The organism is Micromonospora sp. BRA006-A (assembly GCF_033433935.1).
Lineage (GTDB): Bacteria > Actinomycetota > Actinomycetes > Mycobacteriales > Micromonosporaceae > Micromonospora > Micromonospora aurantiaca.
Genome location: NZ_JANCLW010000001.1, coordinates 940,841 through 956,323 on the forward strand (window position 1 = coordinate 940,841; position 15,483 = coordinate 956,323).

Here is a 15,483-nt window from a genome sequence, read left to right on the forward strand (position 1 = left end):
CGCTGCGCGGTCCGACCGCTACGCGAAAGATGTTGCGCAGCGTCACCGCCGGAGGTCTAGGCTGTCTGCTGTCCGACCCGAAGATCCATCCACTTCTAGTGATCGAGAATTCGACGTGACGAGTGCGTTGACGCTGCCTTCCGGCGGCCCGCTGGCGTCGTCCCGGCCCGAGACGCCGACCGGTTACCAGCCCCTGCCCTTCGAGCTCGACCATCTGCTCGCTCTGCGCGTACCGGGCCTCATCGAGACGCGCCGTCACATCCACTCCCACCCGGAGTTGTCCGGCGAGGAGTTCGAGACGGCCGCGCTGGTGCACCGGGAGCTCTCCCTCGCCGGGCTGAAGCCGCGTCTGCTGCCGAAGGGCAACGGCGTCATCTGCGACATCGACGGCCGCCCCGACGGCCCGGTGATCGCGCTCCGCGCCGACATCGACGCGCTGCCGCTGAGCGACCCGAAGGACGTGCCGTACCGCTCGACGGTGGAGGGCGTCTGCCACGCCTGCGGCCACGACGTGCACACGTCGGTGATGCTCGGCGTCGGCATGCTGCTGGCCCAGCTCGCCGACACCGGCCGGCTCGACGGCCGGGTCCGGCTGATCTTCCAGCCGGCCGAGGAGATCCTGCCCTGCGGCTCGCTGGAGGTCATCGAGGCCGGCGGCCTGGACGACGTGGTGCAGATCTTCGCGCTGCACTGTGACCCGAACCTGCCGGTGGGCAAGGTCGGCCTGCGGGTCGGCCCGATCACCGCCGCCGCCGACAACGTCACCGTCCGGCTGACCGGGCCGGGCGGGCACACCGCCCGCCCGCACCTGACCGTCGACCTGGTGGACGCGCTCGGCCGCCTGGTCACCGAGGTGCCGACGCTGATCAGCCGCCGGGTGCCGGCCAACAGCGGGCTGCTGCTGGTGTTCGGCCACGCCTCGGCCGGCACCCGTTACAACGTCATCCCGTCCGAGGCGTGCGCGGCCGGCACGCTCCGGGTGATGGACCGCGACACCTGGGACCAGGCGCCCAAGATCGTGGCTCAGGTGGTGCGGGACGTGCTCGCGCCGACCGGCGCCACCGTCGACCTGGAATACCTGCGCGGCCGGCCCCCGGTGACAAACGACGCCCGGGCCATCGGTGTGCTCACCGCGGCCACCGCCGCCGCGCTCGGCCCCGACGGCATCGCCGAGACGCCGCAGAGCATGGGCGGCGAGGACTTCTCCTGGTACCTGGAGCACGTGCCGGGCGCGCTCGCCCGTCTCGGCGTCGGCCGCAGCGGGCCCAACGTGGACCTGCACCGGGCCTCGTTCGACGTGGACGAGCGCGCCATCGAGGTCGGCGTACGCCTCATGGTCCAGACCGCGCTGCGGGCACTGGCGGCGGTGCGCTGACCGGACCGTCGGCCGGCCCGGCCGGGCCCGGCGGCATCGGGCCCAGGCCGGGCGGCAGCATCGCGCCCGGGCTGGGCGGCGGCGTCCGCCGGGCCCGCACCCGGCGTCGCCACAGGAGCAGCAACCACAGCGGTACGCCGATCACGACCGCGAACGGCAGCACCGCGCCGAGCACTGTGAGCAGAACCCGGGCCGAGGCCAGGAACGCCGTCCAGCCGCCCCCCAGTCCGGCCAGGAAGCCCAGGTCGGCCTCCTCCTCGGCGGTGCTGGCGTCCTGACCGAGGAACGTCACGGTGATGGTGGACAGCGAGGTCAGGTCCGCGAGCCGGCGCTTGCGGGCCTCCAGCGCGGCCAGGTCCGCCTGCCGGGTGCCCACCTCGTTCTCCAGCCGGACCAGCTCGTCCACCGACGTGGCCCGGGCCAGCAGCTTGCGGGAACTCTCCACCCGCGCCCGCTGGGTGGCGATCCGGGCGTCCAGATCGACCACCTGCTCGGTGACGTCCTCGGTGCGGATCTCCCGGCGCTCCTGCCGGCCGAGACCGGCGAGCCGGTCGATCACCGCGCTGAACCGGTCCGCGGGCACGCGCAGCGTCAGCGCCGCCCGCGCCTCGGCGGCCTGGCTCGACCGCCGGTCCGCGCCGACGAATCCGCCGGCCGCCGTCACCGCGGTGGTCGCCTCCCGCGCGGCGGCCTCCACATCGTCCACCCGGACCTGCATGGTCCCGGTGTAGATGATGGACCGCTGGTCGACCCGCAGGTCCGCGCCACCGGTGCCGCCCGGGGCGGCCTGGTCGCGATCCGCGCCACCGCTGTCCGCACCGCCCTCGGCGGCCTGCTCGCGCCCCGCGCCTCCATCGGCCGCCGGCGCGGCCGAGTCGCTGCCGGAGTCCCCGCCCGCGCCGCAGGCGCCCACACCCAGTGCCGCTATCAGACCCACAGCCACCAGGGCCACGCCCCGGAGTCGTCGTCCGCCCATACCCCGTACTCCGATCGTCGGCGGCCCCGACTGCCGGGACCGATACCTCGGACGTGACGCGTGGTCGCGCCGGTTCCGGCAGACTGCGCTGAGGACATCACGATTCGATAATCGAGGAGTCACGATGCAGGTGACCAAATACGCCCACTCCTGTCTCCGGCTGGAGCACGACGGTGCGGTGCTCGTCGTCGACCCGGGTGTCTTCAGCGATCCGGCGGCGCTGGACGGGGCGGACGCGGTGCTGATCACCCACGAGCACCCGGACCATGTGGACGTCGCCGCGCTGACCCGGGCGCTGGAGCGGCGGCCGGTGCCGGTGCACGGTCCCGCCTCGCTCGCCGGGGTGCTCGGCGACGCCGCCGAGGCGCTGGTGACGGTCGAGCCCGGACAGTCGCTCACCGTCGCCGGGACGCCGGTGCGGACGTACGGCGGGCAGCACGCGGTCATCCACCCGGACATCCCGGTGATCCAGAACATCGGCTACCTCTTCGCCGACGTGGTATACCACCCGGGCGACGCGTTGTTCGTCCCCGACGACGTGCAGGTGGACACGCTGTTCGCCCCGATCCACGCGCCCTGGTCGAAGTTCTCCGAGGTGGTCGACTTCATCCGCGCGGTCGCGCCGCGCCGGGCGTACGCGCTGCACGACGGGCTGCTCAACGACAACGGCTTCGGCGTGCTGGACCGGCAGTACACGGCGATGTCCGACACCGACTACCGCCGTCTGGAGCCGGGCACCCGGATCGACGCCTGACCATGGCCGAGGTGCCCGCGGAGGTGGTCCGGCGGCTCTACGCCACGCCGCCGGACCGGTTCGTGGCGGCCCGGGACGAGGCCGTCGCGCAGGCGCGGCAGTCGGGTGACCCGCGTACCGCCCGGGAGATCGGCAAGCTGCGCCGGCCCACGGTGGCGGCCTGGCTGGTCAACCTGCTGGCGATCCGCCGGCCCGAGCTGGTCGCCGACCTCACCCAGCTCGCCGAGTCGCTGCGCGCCGCGCAACGCGACCTGCGCGGCGGCACGCTGCGGGAACTCTCCGCGCAGCGGCGCGCCGTCGTGGGCGCGCTGGTGGCGGAGGTACGCCGGCTCGCCGCCGCCGAACCCGCCGCGCCCCCGGCCGGGAAGCTGCCGCTGGGCGAGGTGGAGGCGACACTCAACGCCGCGCTGTCGGACACCGAGGTCGCCGAACAGGTACGCGCCGGACGCCTGCTGCGGGCCAGCCACTACGCCGGGTTCGGCGAGGTACCCCGCCCCCAGCTCCGGCTCGTGACAGGGGGCGAGGAGGCGCCTGTCGTACCGGATCGGGCGGCCGAGCGGGCCGACGCGCGCCGGGCCCGCGACGAGCGGGCGGCGCGTGCCGAACGGGCCGGGCGGCGGCGGACCGCGACCCGGGAGCTGACCCGGGCCCGCGCGGACCTGGACCGGGCCGAGAAGGAGCTGGCGACGGCCGACGCGGCCGAGCGGGACGGCGCCGCGACGCTGGACCGGATCGAGACCGAACTGGCCGAGCTGGAACGTCGCCGGGCCGTGGCCGAGCAGGAGCTGAGCCGGGCCCGGCTGGCCCGCCGGGGCGCGGAACGGGCGGTCACCGCGGCCCGACGCCGGGCCGGTGAGGTGGAGGCCGTGTTGGAGGCGCTCGACGCCGAAGAGGGGGATGCCGACACCGGTGACGACCGGGCAGACTGAGCGTGATGAATGGCTACGGTGGAGTGACGGGCGGCCGATGACTCCGGAACAGCTCGCCGCCGCCTGCAAACCGCTGGTGCTCGAACTCGGGGAGGCGTTCGCGCGCTGCCCGTCCACGCTGCGCCGGGCGCGGCTGCTCGGCATCTCCGGGTGGGCCTTCTACATCACCGGCCGGGCCGGTGCGCTCGGTGACGTCCGCGCCGAGACGGTCGCCGCGGCGCTCGGCTTCATCGCCCCCGAGGCGGTCACCGACGGCTGGGACGCCGCCGCGCGCACCGTCCCGCCGCTGGAGGTGGCCGCCGCCAACCTGGCCGAGTGCTGTCGGTGGGGCACCGCCCGGCTGGGCGACGGTGCCGAGTCGTCCCGGCTCGCCGCGCTGCTGGACCGGGCGGTCCACGCGGCGGACGGCAGTGGCATGCCGCTGTTCGCCGCCTGGCGGGCCATGCCGGTGCCCGACCCGTCGCCCGGCGCGCGGGCGGCTGTCGGGATGCTGCTGCTGCGTGAGCACTTCGCCGGGGCGTACCTGCTGGCGGTGCGCGCGGCCGGGCTGACACCGCAGGAGGCGGTGCTGGCCGGGCCGGAGGGCGAGGCCGGTGCCGCCGCGTGCGGCTGGGCGCCCCCGTACCCGCCGGTCGGGCCGCTGGTGCGGCGCCGGCTGTGGGCCGAGGCGGTGACCGACCGGCTGGCGTCGGCGGCGTTCCGCGCGCTGGACGCCGCCGAGGGCGCTGAACTGCTGGTTCTGCTCGGCGCCGCGCGGCAGCGTGCCCGCGGCGGATAAATGGGAGGCGATCCGGCCGGTGCGGCTGCCAGGATCTGGCCCGTGACGCTTCCCGCCGGCTGGTCGGCCCGCCGCCCGACCCTCGACGACGTGCCCGCGATCCTGGCGGTGGTGCACGCCGCCGACACGTTCGCCGTCGGCCACCCCGACTTCGACGACGAGGACGTACGGTCCGCGCTGACCGCGCCGTTCGTCGACCCGGCCCGCGACTCGTGGCTGGTCACCGACCCGGACGGTACGGCTGTGGCCTGGTCGATCCTCGCCAACCCGAGCGGCGTGGGCCGGGAGTGGGTGGACGTGCTCGTCGACCCCGACCGCGGCGCCGACCTGCGCGCGCCGCTGCTGGCCCGGCTGCTGGAACGCGTCGCCGAACGGGCCGCCGAGCGCGGCCTGCCCGCGCTGACCGCCCGCGCCGGGGTGTACGCGCCGGAGACCCGCTGGGCCGGTGAGCTGGCCGAGGCCGGGTTCACCCGGATCAAGCGCTACATCCGGATGAGCCGCTCGCTCGCCGACCTGCCCGCCGAGCCGGCGCCCCCGCCCGGGGTGACGGTCCGGCCGCTGCGCGCCGACGACGAGGACGACCTGCGGCTGTTCCACCGGATCTACGACACCGCGTTCCGGGACACCCCGGACCACGACCCCCTCGACTTCGCGCAGTGGCGGGATCTGCTGCCGTCGTACGGCAAGGTCTGGGACGAGTGGTTCCTGGCCGAGGTCGACGGCGAGCCGGCCGGTGCGCTCCAGTCCTCCGATCAGGCACTCGACCAGGACCGGGGGTGGGTGCGGACGCTGTCGGTGCTGCCCGCGTACCGGCGCCGGGGAGTGGGCGCGGCGCTGCTGCGCCGGGCGTTCGCGGTCTACGCGGCCAAGGGCCGCACCGGCGCCGGGCTCGGCGTCGACCTGGCCAACCCGACCGCGCCGGTCACGCTCTACCGTTCCGTCGGGCTGGTGGAGGAGCACTGGGCCGACATGTACGAGCGCAGCGTGCCCGCCTCGCGGGTGTGACCCGGCACCCCTCGTACCGGGGTCGCCGAGCGCGGGTACGGCCGCCCGGCGCACACTGTGGGTGTGGGAGACGCGCTACGCCGACGCGGTGCCGGTGGGGCGGGACCGCAGCTCGGTGACGTAGTCGTCCGGCGCGCCCGCCTTCTCCGCGGCGTTCGCGAGCTCCGAGAGGTACCACGCCGTGGGCAGCCCGCCCTCGTACCCGTCGAACACGTAGACCCACGCGGTCACGTCGCCGTCGAGCGTCGAGACGCGCACTGTCAGCCTGCGGTACGTCTCGGAGGTCACGCCCTCGATCTCGTCGAGCTGCGCGGCGTCGTACGGGTGGATGTCGTAGAGCGCCACGAACACCCGGTCACCGGGGGACTCGACGACGGTGCTGACCGAGCCCTCCCACCCGATGACGTCCTCGCCGGCGAAGGTGAGCCGCCACCCCTCAAGCCAGCCGGTGCCCACCATCGGCGAATGCGGGCAGTAGGCGCGCATGCGAGCGGGGTCCAGGTTTGAGCCGTAAGCAGCGTAGAGACGCACGGCGACGACGATAGCCCGGCTGGCGGGTGGGGGAGAATACGACAGTGCGTGTCGGACGGGACGGGGAGAAGAAAGTCACTGTGAGCACAGACGAGGGGCGACTGCTGTGAGCGCGAGGAGTGCAGCGGAGCGGAGCCCCGCAGTCGCGAACGAAAGGATGGCTCTGTGAGCCAGATCGTGATCATCGGCGGCGGGCCGGCCGGGTACGAGGCGGCTCTGGTCGCCGCGCAGTTGGACGCCGATGTCACGGTGGTCGAGGCGGAGGGCGCCGGCGGCGCCTGCGTGCTCTCCGACTGCGTGCCCTCCAAGACGTTCATCGCCAGCTCCGAGGTGGTCACCGGCTACCGGGACACCGAGGAGTTCGGGGTGCACTCCGACGGCCTGGAGGCGGTCACCGTCGACGCGCGCGCGGTGCACGAGCGGGTCAAGCGGCTCGCGCTGGCCCAGTCCGCCGACATCCACACCAAGCTCGTCAAGGCCGGCGTCGAGTTCGTCGCCGGCACCGCCCGGCTCGGCGAGGACACGCTCGGCCACACCCACCGGGTGATCGTCACCCCGGCCGACGGCGGCGCCGAATACTCCATCGCCGCGTCGACGGTGCTCGTCGCGACCGGCGCGACCCCCCGCCAGTTGCCCACCGCCGTACCGGACGGCGAGCGCATCCTGACCTGGCGCCAGGTGTACGACCTGCCCGAGCTGCCCGAGCACCTGATCGTGGTCGGCTCCGGCGTGACCGGCGCCGAGTTCGCCAGCGCGTACCTCGCCATGGGCGTCAAGGTCACGCTCGTGTCCAGCCGGGACCGGGTCATGCCGCACGAGGACGCCGACGCCGCGTCGGCGATCGAGCGGGTGTTCCGCAACCGGGGCATGAGCATCCTGAACAACTCCCGCGCCGAGGCGGTCCGCCGCGTCGGTGACGGGGTCGAGGTGGTGCTCTCCGACGGCCGGCAGGTCACCGGCTCGCACGCGCTGATCGCTGTCGGCTCGATCCCGAACACCGCCGACCTGGGCCTGGCCGAGTACGGCGTGGAGCTGGCCCGGGGCGGTTACGTGACGGTGGACCGGGTCTCCCGTACCAATGTGCCGGGCATCTACGCGGCGGGTGACTGCACCGGCGTGTTGCCGCTCGCGAGCGTCGCGGCCATGCAGGGCCGCATCGCCATGTGGCACGCGCTGGGCGAGGCGGTGCGGCCGCTGCGGCTGCGTACCGTCGCGGCGAACGTCTTCACCGACCCGGAGCTGGCCACCGTCGGCGTCTCCCAGGACGAGGTGGACGCCGGCAAGACCCCGGCCCGCCAGGTGATGCTGCCGCTGTCCGGCAACGCCCGGGCGAAGATGGACGACCTGGCCGACGGCTTCGTCAAGCTGTTCTGCCGGCCGGCGAGCGGCCAGGTGATCGGCGGCGTGGTGGTGGCGCCGAAGGCCAGCGAGCTGATCCTGCCGATCACGATGGCGGTGGAGAACAACCTGACCGTCAACGAGCTGGCGCACACCATCACCATCTACCCGAGCCTGTCCGGCTCGATCACCGAGGCCGCCCGCCAGCTCATGCTCCACGAACTGGAGTAACCCGCACCGCCCTCTCCTGCCTGCCCGTCGACCGTTCCCGTCGATCATGGAGTTGTGGCCCCCGATCTGACCGGTATGCCCGGTCTGTGTGGGGTCACAACTGCATGATCGACGACTTTGGTCAGGGTGAGGTGCAGGGCCAGGGTGGTGATGACGGCCGTCTCCGTCAGGATGAGTGCGCGCTCGATCAGGCCGAGCAGGGCGCGGTCGCCGGGGTAGGCGGACCAGATCATCGTGCCCGCCAGCACCAGGCTGGCCACTGTCAGCCCGCGTAGCCAGGTGGCGGCGCCGGCGACCGGGTGACGGGCCAGCAGCCAGCCGGCCACCGGCAGGGCCAGGAACGACAGCACCGAGGCGTACCGGTGCGCGTACGCGGCGGTGTCCATCGGTGTGCCCGGCTCGTTCGTGGGCACCACGGCGGCGGCCAGCAACCCGGCCGACCAGGCGGTCAGCAGCGCGAGCGGCACCCGGCCCGCTTTGGCTCGGCGCAGCGCCGGCAGTAGGACCAGGCTGGCCGCCGCGAGCACCGCCATCGCGGTGTCGATGACGCCGCCCCGATCGGAGACGGCGAAGTCGCTGACGGTCAGCGACCAGGGATCCAGGTCGTCGCTCACCTCGAGATGACCGACCATCGCGAGTACCGCCGCCAGGACGATCCCGCCGAGGGCCAACAGGCCGCTGCTCCGCGTTCCAGGCATACGGCCAGCCTGTCGCCGTAACCGCCCCAGACGGATCCGGGACCACCACCCACTTCGCTACCCGGGTCGTCCCCTACCGGACCCCGGATGACCGCGTCAGGTGCCGGCGGAGTCGGCGGTGGCCTCGGCGCGGGTCTGCCGGGCGCTGCTGATCCAGGTCATCGCCCACCCCGCCAGCGCGAACCCCGCCGCGGCCACCCCGCCGATCAGCAGCAGCCGCCACGCCGAGTGGGTCAGCGCCGTACCGCCCAGGTGGCCGACGAGCGCCCCGTAGCTGGACCAGGCGAGAGCCGCCGCCGCCTCGTAGGGCAGGAACAGCCGGTACGGGTAGCGGCTGCGCCCGGCCGAGAAGCAGGCCGCCATGCGGCCACCTGGTACGAAACGGCAGAGCAGGATCACCATCGGCCCCGGTTCGCGCAGCCCACGGGTGACCCGGGTGACGGCCCGGCGTGCCCGTCCAGGTGTCGTGGCGCGCGCCGCGCGCCGGGTCGGCGTACTGCGGCCGATCAGGTAGCAGGCCAGGTCACCGATGAACACACCGGCCGCGCCGACCGCGATGGTGAGCGGCAGGCTGAGCCCGCCGTACACGGTCAGCGCCCCGCTGGTGATCATGACGAGCTGGGTCGGCACCACCGGGACGAAGGCGTCGGCGATCAGCAGGATCAGCAACAGCGCGTACGCCCACATGGGCGACGCGACATCAGAGATGAGCTCGGCCACGACCGCCACCTCGCCGGAGTTCTCCGTTCGACCGGATCGAGCCTGACGCCGTGTGCGGCGTCACCACCACCGGCCCCGCCGCACGGTGACAGCCGACACCGGCAGGCCGTAGGTGTGAAACGAGGCGGCCCGCCCGCGAGTGACGGGCCACCGGCGCATACACCACGGGGCGGGGCGGCGCATCGTCGATTCCCGGCGTACCGTTGGTCGGACGCGGCACCGGAGCCGTCGGGTCCCCCGTTCCCGATGCCCGAGCCGCCGCGGGTCGCCGGCAGGTCCCGTGCCGGCGACCCGCACCCACTCTCCGAAACTCAGGTGCGCCGTCGATGTCCGCACGCCTATCGTCCGGGCATGCGCAGCGCGGTAGTGACCACGACGCCGGGTGTTCCCGGCGCGCCGCACTGACGTTTCCGTCGACGAGGCCCCGGGGCGATCCGCTCCGGGGCCTCGCGGCGTACCGGGCCTGCTCGCCTCCGGGTCGTACCCGATCAAGGAGAGCGACATGATCGACCACCGCAGGCTCGGCCGGGACCTGGAGCTGTTCGTCTCCGACCCGCTCGCGGGCGCCGGGCTGCCGATCTGGCTGCCGGCCGGCGCCGCCGCCCGGCACGCCGTCGAGGAGTACGTCCGGGAGTTGGAGCGGCGGGCCGGCTACCGGCACGTCTACTCGCCGCCGCTCGGTAAGCGGGAGCTGTTCGAGCTGTCCGGGCACCTGGGCTACTTCGCCGACGACATGTTCCCGCCGATGCGGCTGAGCGCCGACGACGAGTTCGTGCTGCGCCCGGCGCTGTGCCCGCACCACGCGCTGGTGTTCCGCGCCCGCGGCCGCTCCTACCGGGAGCTGCCGCTGCGGATCGCCGAGCTGGGCGGCATGTACCGGGCGGAGCGCTCCGGGGTGCTCGGCGGGCTGTCCCGGGTACGTGCCATCTCGCTCAACGACGCGCACAACTTCTGCGCCCTGGAGCAGGTCGGTGACGAGGTCCGCGAGATCCTGCGGCTGATCGGCGAGGCGCACGCCGCGCTCGGCGTCCGTCCCGCCGGGTTCCGCTTGTCGCTGCGCGGGCCGGACCAGCGGTACGTGGGCGACGACGCCGGCTGGGCACGCGCCGAGGAACTGCTCCGCGCCGCGCTCGACGGGGTGGACGTCGTCGAGGCGCCCGGCGAGGCCGCGTTCTACGGCCCGAAGATCGACATTCAGATCGTGGACGCGGCCGGCCGGGAGTCGACCATCTCCACCGTCCAGCTCGACTTCGACAAGCCGGAGCGGTTCGACCTGTCGTACACCGACTCGGACGGCCGCCGGAAACGGCCGGTGATGGTGCACCGCAGCCTCGTCGGGAGCATGGAGCGGCTGTTCGCGTACCTGATCGAGGTGCACGAGGGCGCGTTCCCGGCCTGGTACGCCCCGGTGCAGTTGCTGCTGCTCCCGGTCGACGCGGCGCAGGCCGACGCGGCCGCCGGGCTGGCCCGCCGGGCCGAGGCGGCCGGGCTGCGGGTCGAGGTGGACCACGCCGGTTCGCTCGGTGCCCGGATCCGGGACGCGTCCCGCCGCCGCGTCCCGTACGTCGGGGTGGTCGGCCCCCGGGAGGCGGCCGACGGTTCGGTCTCGCTGCGCCTGCGCGACGGCCGGGTGCTCGCCCCGATGCCCGCCGACGATGCGCTGGGCCTGGTCGGCGCGGTGGTCGCGAGCCGGTCGGCGGCGCTGCTCCCGGCCTGACCCCGGCCCGTCCGGGTGCCGGTGAGGCACCCGGACGGGGACCGGTGTCGGACCTGTGGCCGGGTCCACGTCAGTTCCCGACCGGCGTGCCGGCGCCGGCCCGCATCCCCGGCGGGCCGGCCGGGGCGGGCGCCGGCACCTCGTCTTCGATGACCGCGCCGCTGAACTGCGCCCGGTAGAGCCGGGCGTACGCGCCACCGGCGGCGACGAGCTGGTCGTGGGTGCCCTGCTCGACGATCCGGCCCTGCTCCATCATCAGGATCAGGTCGGCGTCGCGGATCGTGGAGAGCCGGTGCGCGATGACGAAGCTCGTCCGGTCCGAGCGCAGCGCCGCCATGGCGCGCTGGAGCAGCACCTCGGTCCGGGTGTCCACCGAGCTGGTCGCCTCGTCCAGGATCAGCAGTGACGGCTCGGCCAGGAACGCCCGCGCGATGGTGATGAGCTGCTTCTCCCCGGCGCTGACGTTGCTGCCCTCCTCGTCGATCACCGTGTCGTAGCCGTCCGGCAGGCTGCGGACGAACCGGTCCACGAACGTCGCCCGGGCGGCGGCGAGGATCTCCTCCTCGGTGGCGTCCGGCCGGCCGTAGGCGATGTTGTCCCGGATGGTCCCGCCGAACAGCCAGGTGTCCTGGAGCACCATGCCGATCCGGCCGCGCAGGTCGTCGCGGCGCATCGTGGCGATGTCCACCCCGTCCAGCGTGATCCGCCCGGCGTCCAGCTCGTAGAACCGCATGACCAGGTTGACCAGCGTGGTCTTACCGGCACCGGTGGGACCGACGATGGCGACAGTGTGACCCGGCTCGGCGACCAGCGACAGGTCGTCGATGAGCGGCTTCTCCGGGTCGTACCGGAAGGAGACGTGCTCGAACTCGACCCGCCCGTGCGGGTCGGCGATCCGGGCCGGCTCGGCCGGGTCGCGGCTCTGCTCGTCGGCGTCGAGCACCGCGAAGACCCGCTCGGCCGAGGCCACGCCGGACTGCAGCAGGTTGGCCATCGACGCGACCTGGGTGAGCGGCTGGGTGAACTGCCGCGAGTACTGGATGAACGCCTGCACGTCACCGAGACTCATCGAGCCCGACGCCACCCGCAGGCCGCCGACCACGGCGATCGCGACGTAGCTGAGGTTCCCGATGAAGAACATCGCCGGCATGATCAGCCCGGAGACGAACTGCGCGCCGAAGCCGGCCCGGAACAGCTCCTCGTTCTTGGCGTGGAAGGCGGCCTCGACCTCCTTCTGCCGGCCGAAGACCTTCACCAGCTCGTGCCCGGTGTACGCCTCCTCGATCTGCCCGTTCAGCTCGCCGGTGTGCTTCCACTGGGCGATGAACTTGCCCTGCGACCGCTTGGCGATCTGACCGGTGACCACCACCGACAGCGGCACCGCGACGAGCGCGACGACAGCCAGCAGCGGCGAGATCCAGAACATCATCGCGAGTACGCCGACGACGGTGAGCAGCGACGTGAGCAACTGGCTCAGCGTCTGCTGGAGCGTCTGCGACACGTTGTCGATGTCGTTCGTGACCCGGCTGAGCAGCTCACCGCGGGGCTGCTTGTCGAAGTAGGGCAGCGGCAGCCGGTTGAGCTTGTCCTCCACGTCGGCGCGCAGCGTCAGCACCGTGCGCTGCACCACGCCGTTGAGGACCCAGCCCTGCGCCCACTGGAGCATGCTCGCGCCGACGTAGAGCACCACGGCGAACGCCAGCACCCGGCCCAGCGCGTCGAAGTCGATGCCGGCGCCGGGGATCACGTCCATCCGGGCCAGCATGTCGGCGAAGTTGCCGTTGCCCTCGGCGCGGGCCGCCTCCGCCGCCGCCTCGGTGGTGGTGCCGGGCGGAAGCTGCCGCCCGATCACCCCGCTGAAGATGATGTCGGTGGCGTGGCCGAGCACCTTCGGCCCGATGACGCCGAGCCCGACGCTGGCCAGGGCCAGCGCGAGCACGCCGGTGAGCTGGAGCCGGTACGGCCGCAGCCGCGCCAGCAGCCGCCGCGCCGAGGGCCCGAAGTCCATCGCCTTCTCGGCCGGCATGCCCATGCTCATGTGCGGCGGGCCGCCGCCCGGCCGCCGCCCGGCCGGTGGCAGCCGCGTCGGCTCGTTCTTCTGCTGCGGAACGGGCGGCGTCCCGCCGTTGCCCCCACTCACGCGGCCACCTCCGCCGTCTGCTGCGACGCGACGATCTCGGCGTACGTGGGGCAGCTCTCCAGCAGTTCCTCATGTCGTCCCATCCCGACGACACCCCCGTCCTCGAGCACGATGATCTGGTCGGCGTCGACGATCGTGGAGACCCGCTGGGCCACGATCACCACCGCCGCGTCCGCGGTGACCGGCTTGAGGGCGGCCCGCAGCCGGGCGTCCGTGCCGAGGTCGAGCGCGGAGAAGGAGTCGTCGAAGAGGTAGATCTCCGGTTTGCGGACGAGCGCGCGGGCGATGGCCAGGCGTTGCCGCTGGCCACCGGAGACGTTCGTGCCGCCCTGCGCGATCGGCGCCTCCAGCCCGCCCGGCATCTCGGCGACGAAGTCGCGCGCCTGGGCGATCTCCAGCGCGGCCCACAGGTCCGCGTCGGTGGCGTCCGGGTTGCCGTAGCGCAGGTTGCTGGCGACGGTGCCGGTGAACAGGTACGGCCGCTGGGGCACCAGCCCGATCCGCCGCCACAGCTCGTCCGGGGCCAGGTTCCGTACGTCCACGCCGTCGACCAGGACCGCGCCGGCGGTCGGGTCGACCAGCCGGGGGATGAGCGTCAGCAGCGTGGTCTTGCCGGCGCCGGTGGAACCGATGATCGCGGTGGTGCGGCCAGGCTCGGCGCGGAACGAGATGTCGTGCAGCACCGGGGCGCTCGCGCCCGGGTACTGGAAGCCGGCGCCGCGTAGTTCCAGCTCGCCGCGGCCGGTGACCTCGGTGACCGGGTCGGCGGCCGGCACCACCGACGAGTCGGTGTCCAGCACCTCCTCGATGCGTTCGGCGCAGACGGCGGCCCGGGGCACCATCATCAGCATGAAGGTGGCCATCATGACCGCCATCAGGATCTGCATCAGGTACTGCAGGAACGCGGTGAGCGCGCCGACCTGGATCTGACCGGAGTCGACCCGTGCCGCGCCGAACCAGAGCACCGCGACGCTGGAGACGTTCAGCACCAGCATCACGATCGGGAAGATCAGCGCCTGGAGCCGCCCGATCCGCAGTGCGGTGGTGGTCAGGTCGGTGTTGGCGACCCGGAACCGGTCGGTCTCGTACGGCTCACGGACGAACGCCCGGACCACCCGGATGCCGGTGATCTGCTCGCGCAGCACCCGGTTGACGGTGTCGATCCGGGTCTGCATGAGCCGGAAGCCCGGCACCATCCGGCGGATGATCAGGCCCAGCGCGACTGCGAGCACCGGTACGCAGACCAGCATCAGCCAGGAGAGCCCGACGTCCTCGCGCAGCGCCATCACCACGCCGCCGACGCTCATGATCGGCGCGGCGACCAGCATGGTGCAGCTCAGCAGCACCAGCATCTGCACCTGCTGGACGTCGTTGGTGTTGCGGGTGATCAGCGACGGCGCCCCGAACCGGGCGACCTCGCGGGCGGAGAAGCTGTTGACGCGCCGGAAGATCGAGCCGCGTACGTCGCGGCCGAACGCCATCGCGGTCTTCGCGCCGAAGTAGACGGCGGCGATCGAGCAGGCGATCTGGAGCAGGCTGACGAGCAGCATCCACCCGCCCGTACGCAGGATCTGGTCGGTGTCGCCGACGGCGACGCCGCGGTCGATGATGTCGGCGTTCAGGCTGGGCAGGTAGAGCGAGGCGATCGTGCCGACGAACTGGAACGCCACCACGGCGGCCAGCCATCGTCGGTACGGGCGCAGATGTGTGCGGAGCAGGCGGATCAACACAGATGGCTCCCCGTTGGCGGCTCGGTGTCGGACTCGCTGTCCCGGTTCAACCGACGGAGGTCCCCGTCGGACATGCCGGTGATGATTTCGATCAGGAACTGGCGGATCACCGCCCGGTTGGCCGGGTCGGCGTCGACCGACGTCAGCGGCCGGTCGCTGTGGATCATGTCGCTGATGGCGCGGGCGTGTTCGCCGCCCTTGTCGGTCAGCGTGAGCCGGACCGTGCGGCGGTCCTCCGGGTCGCGGCGGCGGCTGACGAAGCCGTCGCGCTCGAGGGTGTCGACGATGCCGGTGAGCGTGGCGGGCCGGACGAAGCACAGCTCGGCCATTTCCCGGTGGCTCACGTCGCCGGCCCGGAGGAGGATCATCAGGACCCGCATGCCGGCGGACGTGAGCCCGTGTTCGGCGAGGTACCGCCCCCAGTGCTGTTCGACCACGTGACCGGCGATCGAGATCAGCCGGCCGAGTGGCGCGTGGTGCAACGCGTCGGGGAAGCGGACGAGCGGGCCCATGTTCACGAGCGTCAGATTAGCTCCCGAACCATCAGGGCCCAAACTAATT

General features: G+C 73.2%; 14 protein-coding genes. 7 read left to right on the plus strand and 7 right to left on the minus strand.

Features of this window, described 5'->3' with window-relative positions; translation table 11 throughout:
* Window positions 1-115 precede the first annotated feature (115 nt).
* The gene (locus NMK34_RS04695) at window positions 116-1,375 is read left to right on the plus strand and encodes an amidohydrolase (RefSeq protein ID WP_318332353.1); all 1,260 of its coding nucleotides are present in this window, start codon (window positions 116-118) and stop codon (window positions 1,373-1,375) included.
* On the opposite strand, the gene NMK34_RS04700 is transcribed toward NMK34_RS04695, so the two are convergent.
* Window positions 1,332-2,351 carry a DUF4349 domain-containing protein gene (locus tag NMK34_RS04700; protein WP_318332354.1) on the minus strand — a complete coding sequence of 340 codons (1,020 nt, stop codon included), beginning with the start codon at window positions 2,349-2,351 and terminating at the stop codon, window positions 1,332-1,334. The two genes, NMK34_RS04695 and NMK34_RS04700, sit on opposite strands and share 44 nt — an antisense overlap.
* Window positions 2,352-2,475: 124 nt before the next feature.
* Here NMK34_RS04700 and NMK34_RS04705 point away from each other — a divergent pair, with 124 nt between their 5' ends.
* Genes NMK34_RS04705 through NMK34_RS04720 form a run of 4 tightly spaced genes read left to right on the plus strand, consistent with a single transcriptional unit; the run spans window position 2,476 to window position 5,817 of the window.
* Window positions 2,476-3,105 carry an MBL fold metallo-hydrolase gene (locus NMK34_RS04705; RefSeq protein WP_318332355.1) on the plus strand — a complete coding sequence of 210 codons (630 nt, stop codon included), beginning with the start codon at window positions 2,476-2,478 and terminating at the stop codon, window positions 3,103-3,105.
* Window positions 3,106-3,107: 2 nt separating this feature from the next.
* Window positions 3,108-4,034 carry a hypothetical protein gene (locus NMK34_RS04710; protein ID WP_318332356.1) on the plus strand — a complete coding sequence of 309 codons (927 nt, stop codon included), beginning with the start codon at window positions 3,108-3,110 and terminating at the stop codon, window positions 4,032-4,034.
* Between the two features lie 37 nt (window positions 4,035-4,071).
* A complete protein-coding gene (locus tag NMK34_RS04715; protein WP_318332357.1) occupies window positions 4,072-4,812 on the plus strand; it encodes an SCO6745 family protein in 741 nt (246 codons plus the stop codon).
* A 42-nt stretch (window positions 4,813-4,854) separates the two neighbouring features.
* On the plus strand, window positions 4,855-5,817 hold the full coding sequence (locus NMK34_RS04720) for a GNAT family N-acetyltransferase (RefSeq protein WP_318332358.1): 963 nt from the start codon (window positions 4,855-4,857) through the stop codon (window positions 5,815-5,817).
* Window positions 5,818-5,892: 75 nt separating this feature from the next.
* Here NMK34_RS04720 and NMK34_RS04725 read toward each other — a convergent pair whose 3' ends face one another.
* Window positions 5,893-6,348, minus strand: coding sequence for a gamma-glutamylcyclotransferase (locus NMK34_RS04725; protein ID WP_135243301.1), 456 nt, complete (start codon window positions 6,346-6,348; stop codon window positions 5,893-5,895).
* A gap of 165 nt (window positions 6,349-6,513) precedes the next feature.
* Here NMK34_RS04725 and NMK34_RS04730 point away from each other — a divergent pair, with 165 nt between their 5' ends.
* Complete coding sequence (locus NMK34_RS04730) at window positions 6,514-7,917, plus strand: NAD(P)H-quinone dehydrogenase (RefSeq protein ID WP_013284021.1); 1,404 nt, start codon at window positions 6,514-6,516, stop codon at window positions 7,915-7,917.
* 44 nt (window positions 7,918-7,961) lie between these two features.
* Here the strand turns inward: NMK34_RS04730 and NMK34_RS04735 are convergent, their stop codons facing one another.
* Both NMK34_RS04735 and NMK34_RS04740 read right to left on the minus strand, forming a co-directional pair.
* Window positions 7,962-8,615 (minus strand): DUF998 domain-containing protein, encoded by a 654-nt coding sequence (locus NMK34_RS04735; protein ID WP_318332359.1) that lies wholly within the window; start codon window positions 8,613-8,615, stop codon window positions 7,962-7,964.
* Window positions 8,616-8,711: 96 nt separating this feature from the next.
* Window positions 8,712-9,335: a DedA family protein gene (locus NMK34_RS04740; RefSeq protein WP_318332360.1), complete on the minus strand. Its 624-nt coding sequence runs from the start codon at window positions 9,333-9,335 to the stop codon at window positions 8,712-8,714.
* A 502-nt stretch (window positions 9,336-9,837) separates the two neighbouring features.
* Here NMK34_RS04740 and thrS point away from each other — a divergent pair.
* Complete coding sequence (gene thrS / locus NMK34_RS04745; RefSeq protein ID WP_318332361.1) at window positions 9,838-11,052, plus strand: threonine--tRNA ligase; 1,215 nt, start codon at window positions 9,838-9,840, stop codon at window positions 11,050-11,052.
* Window positions 11,053-11,122: 70 nt separating this feature from the next.
* Here the strand turns inward: thrS and NMK34_RS04750 are convergent, their stop codons facing one another.
* From NMK34_RS04750 to NMK34_RS04760, 3 genes are all read right to left on the minus strand, one after another.
* A complete protein-coding gene (locus tag NMK34_RS04750) occupies window positions 11,123-13,078 on the minus strand; it encodes an ABC transporter ATP-binding protein (protein ID WP_412098943.1) in 1,956 nt (651 codons plus the stop codon).
* 110 nt (window positions 13,079-13,188) lie between these two features.
* The gene (locus NMK34_RS04755) at window positions 13,189-14,922 is read right to left on the minus strand and encodes an ABC transporter ATP-binding protein (protein ID WP_318332362.1); all 1,734 of its coding nucleotides are present in this window, start codon (window positions 14,920-14,922) and stop codon (window positions 13,189-13,191) included.
* Entirely contained in the window at window positions 14,916-15,434 is a 519-nt protein-coding gene (locus NMK34_RS04760) for a MarR family winged helix-turn-helix transcriptional regulator (RefSeq protein WP_135243310.1), read from the minus strand. The genes NMK34_RS04755 and NMK34_RS04760 overlap by 7 nt, the downstream gene beginning before the upstream one ends.
* Window positions 15,435-15,483 lie beyond the last annotated feature (49 nt).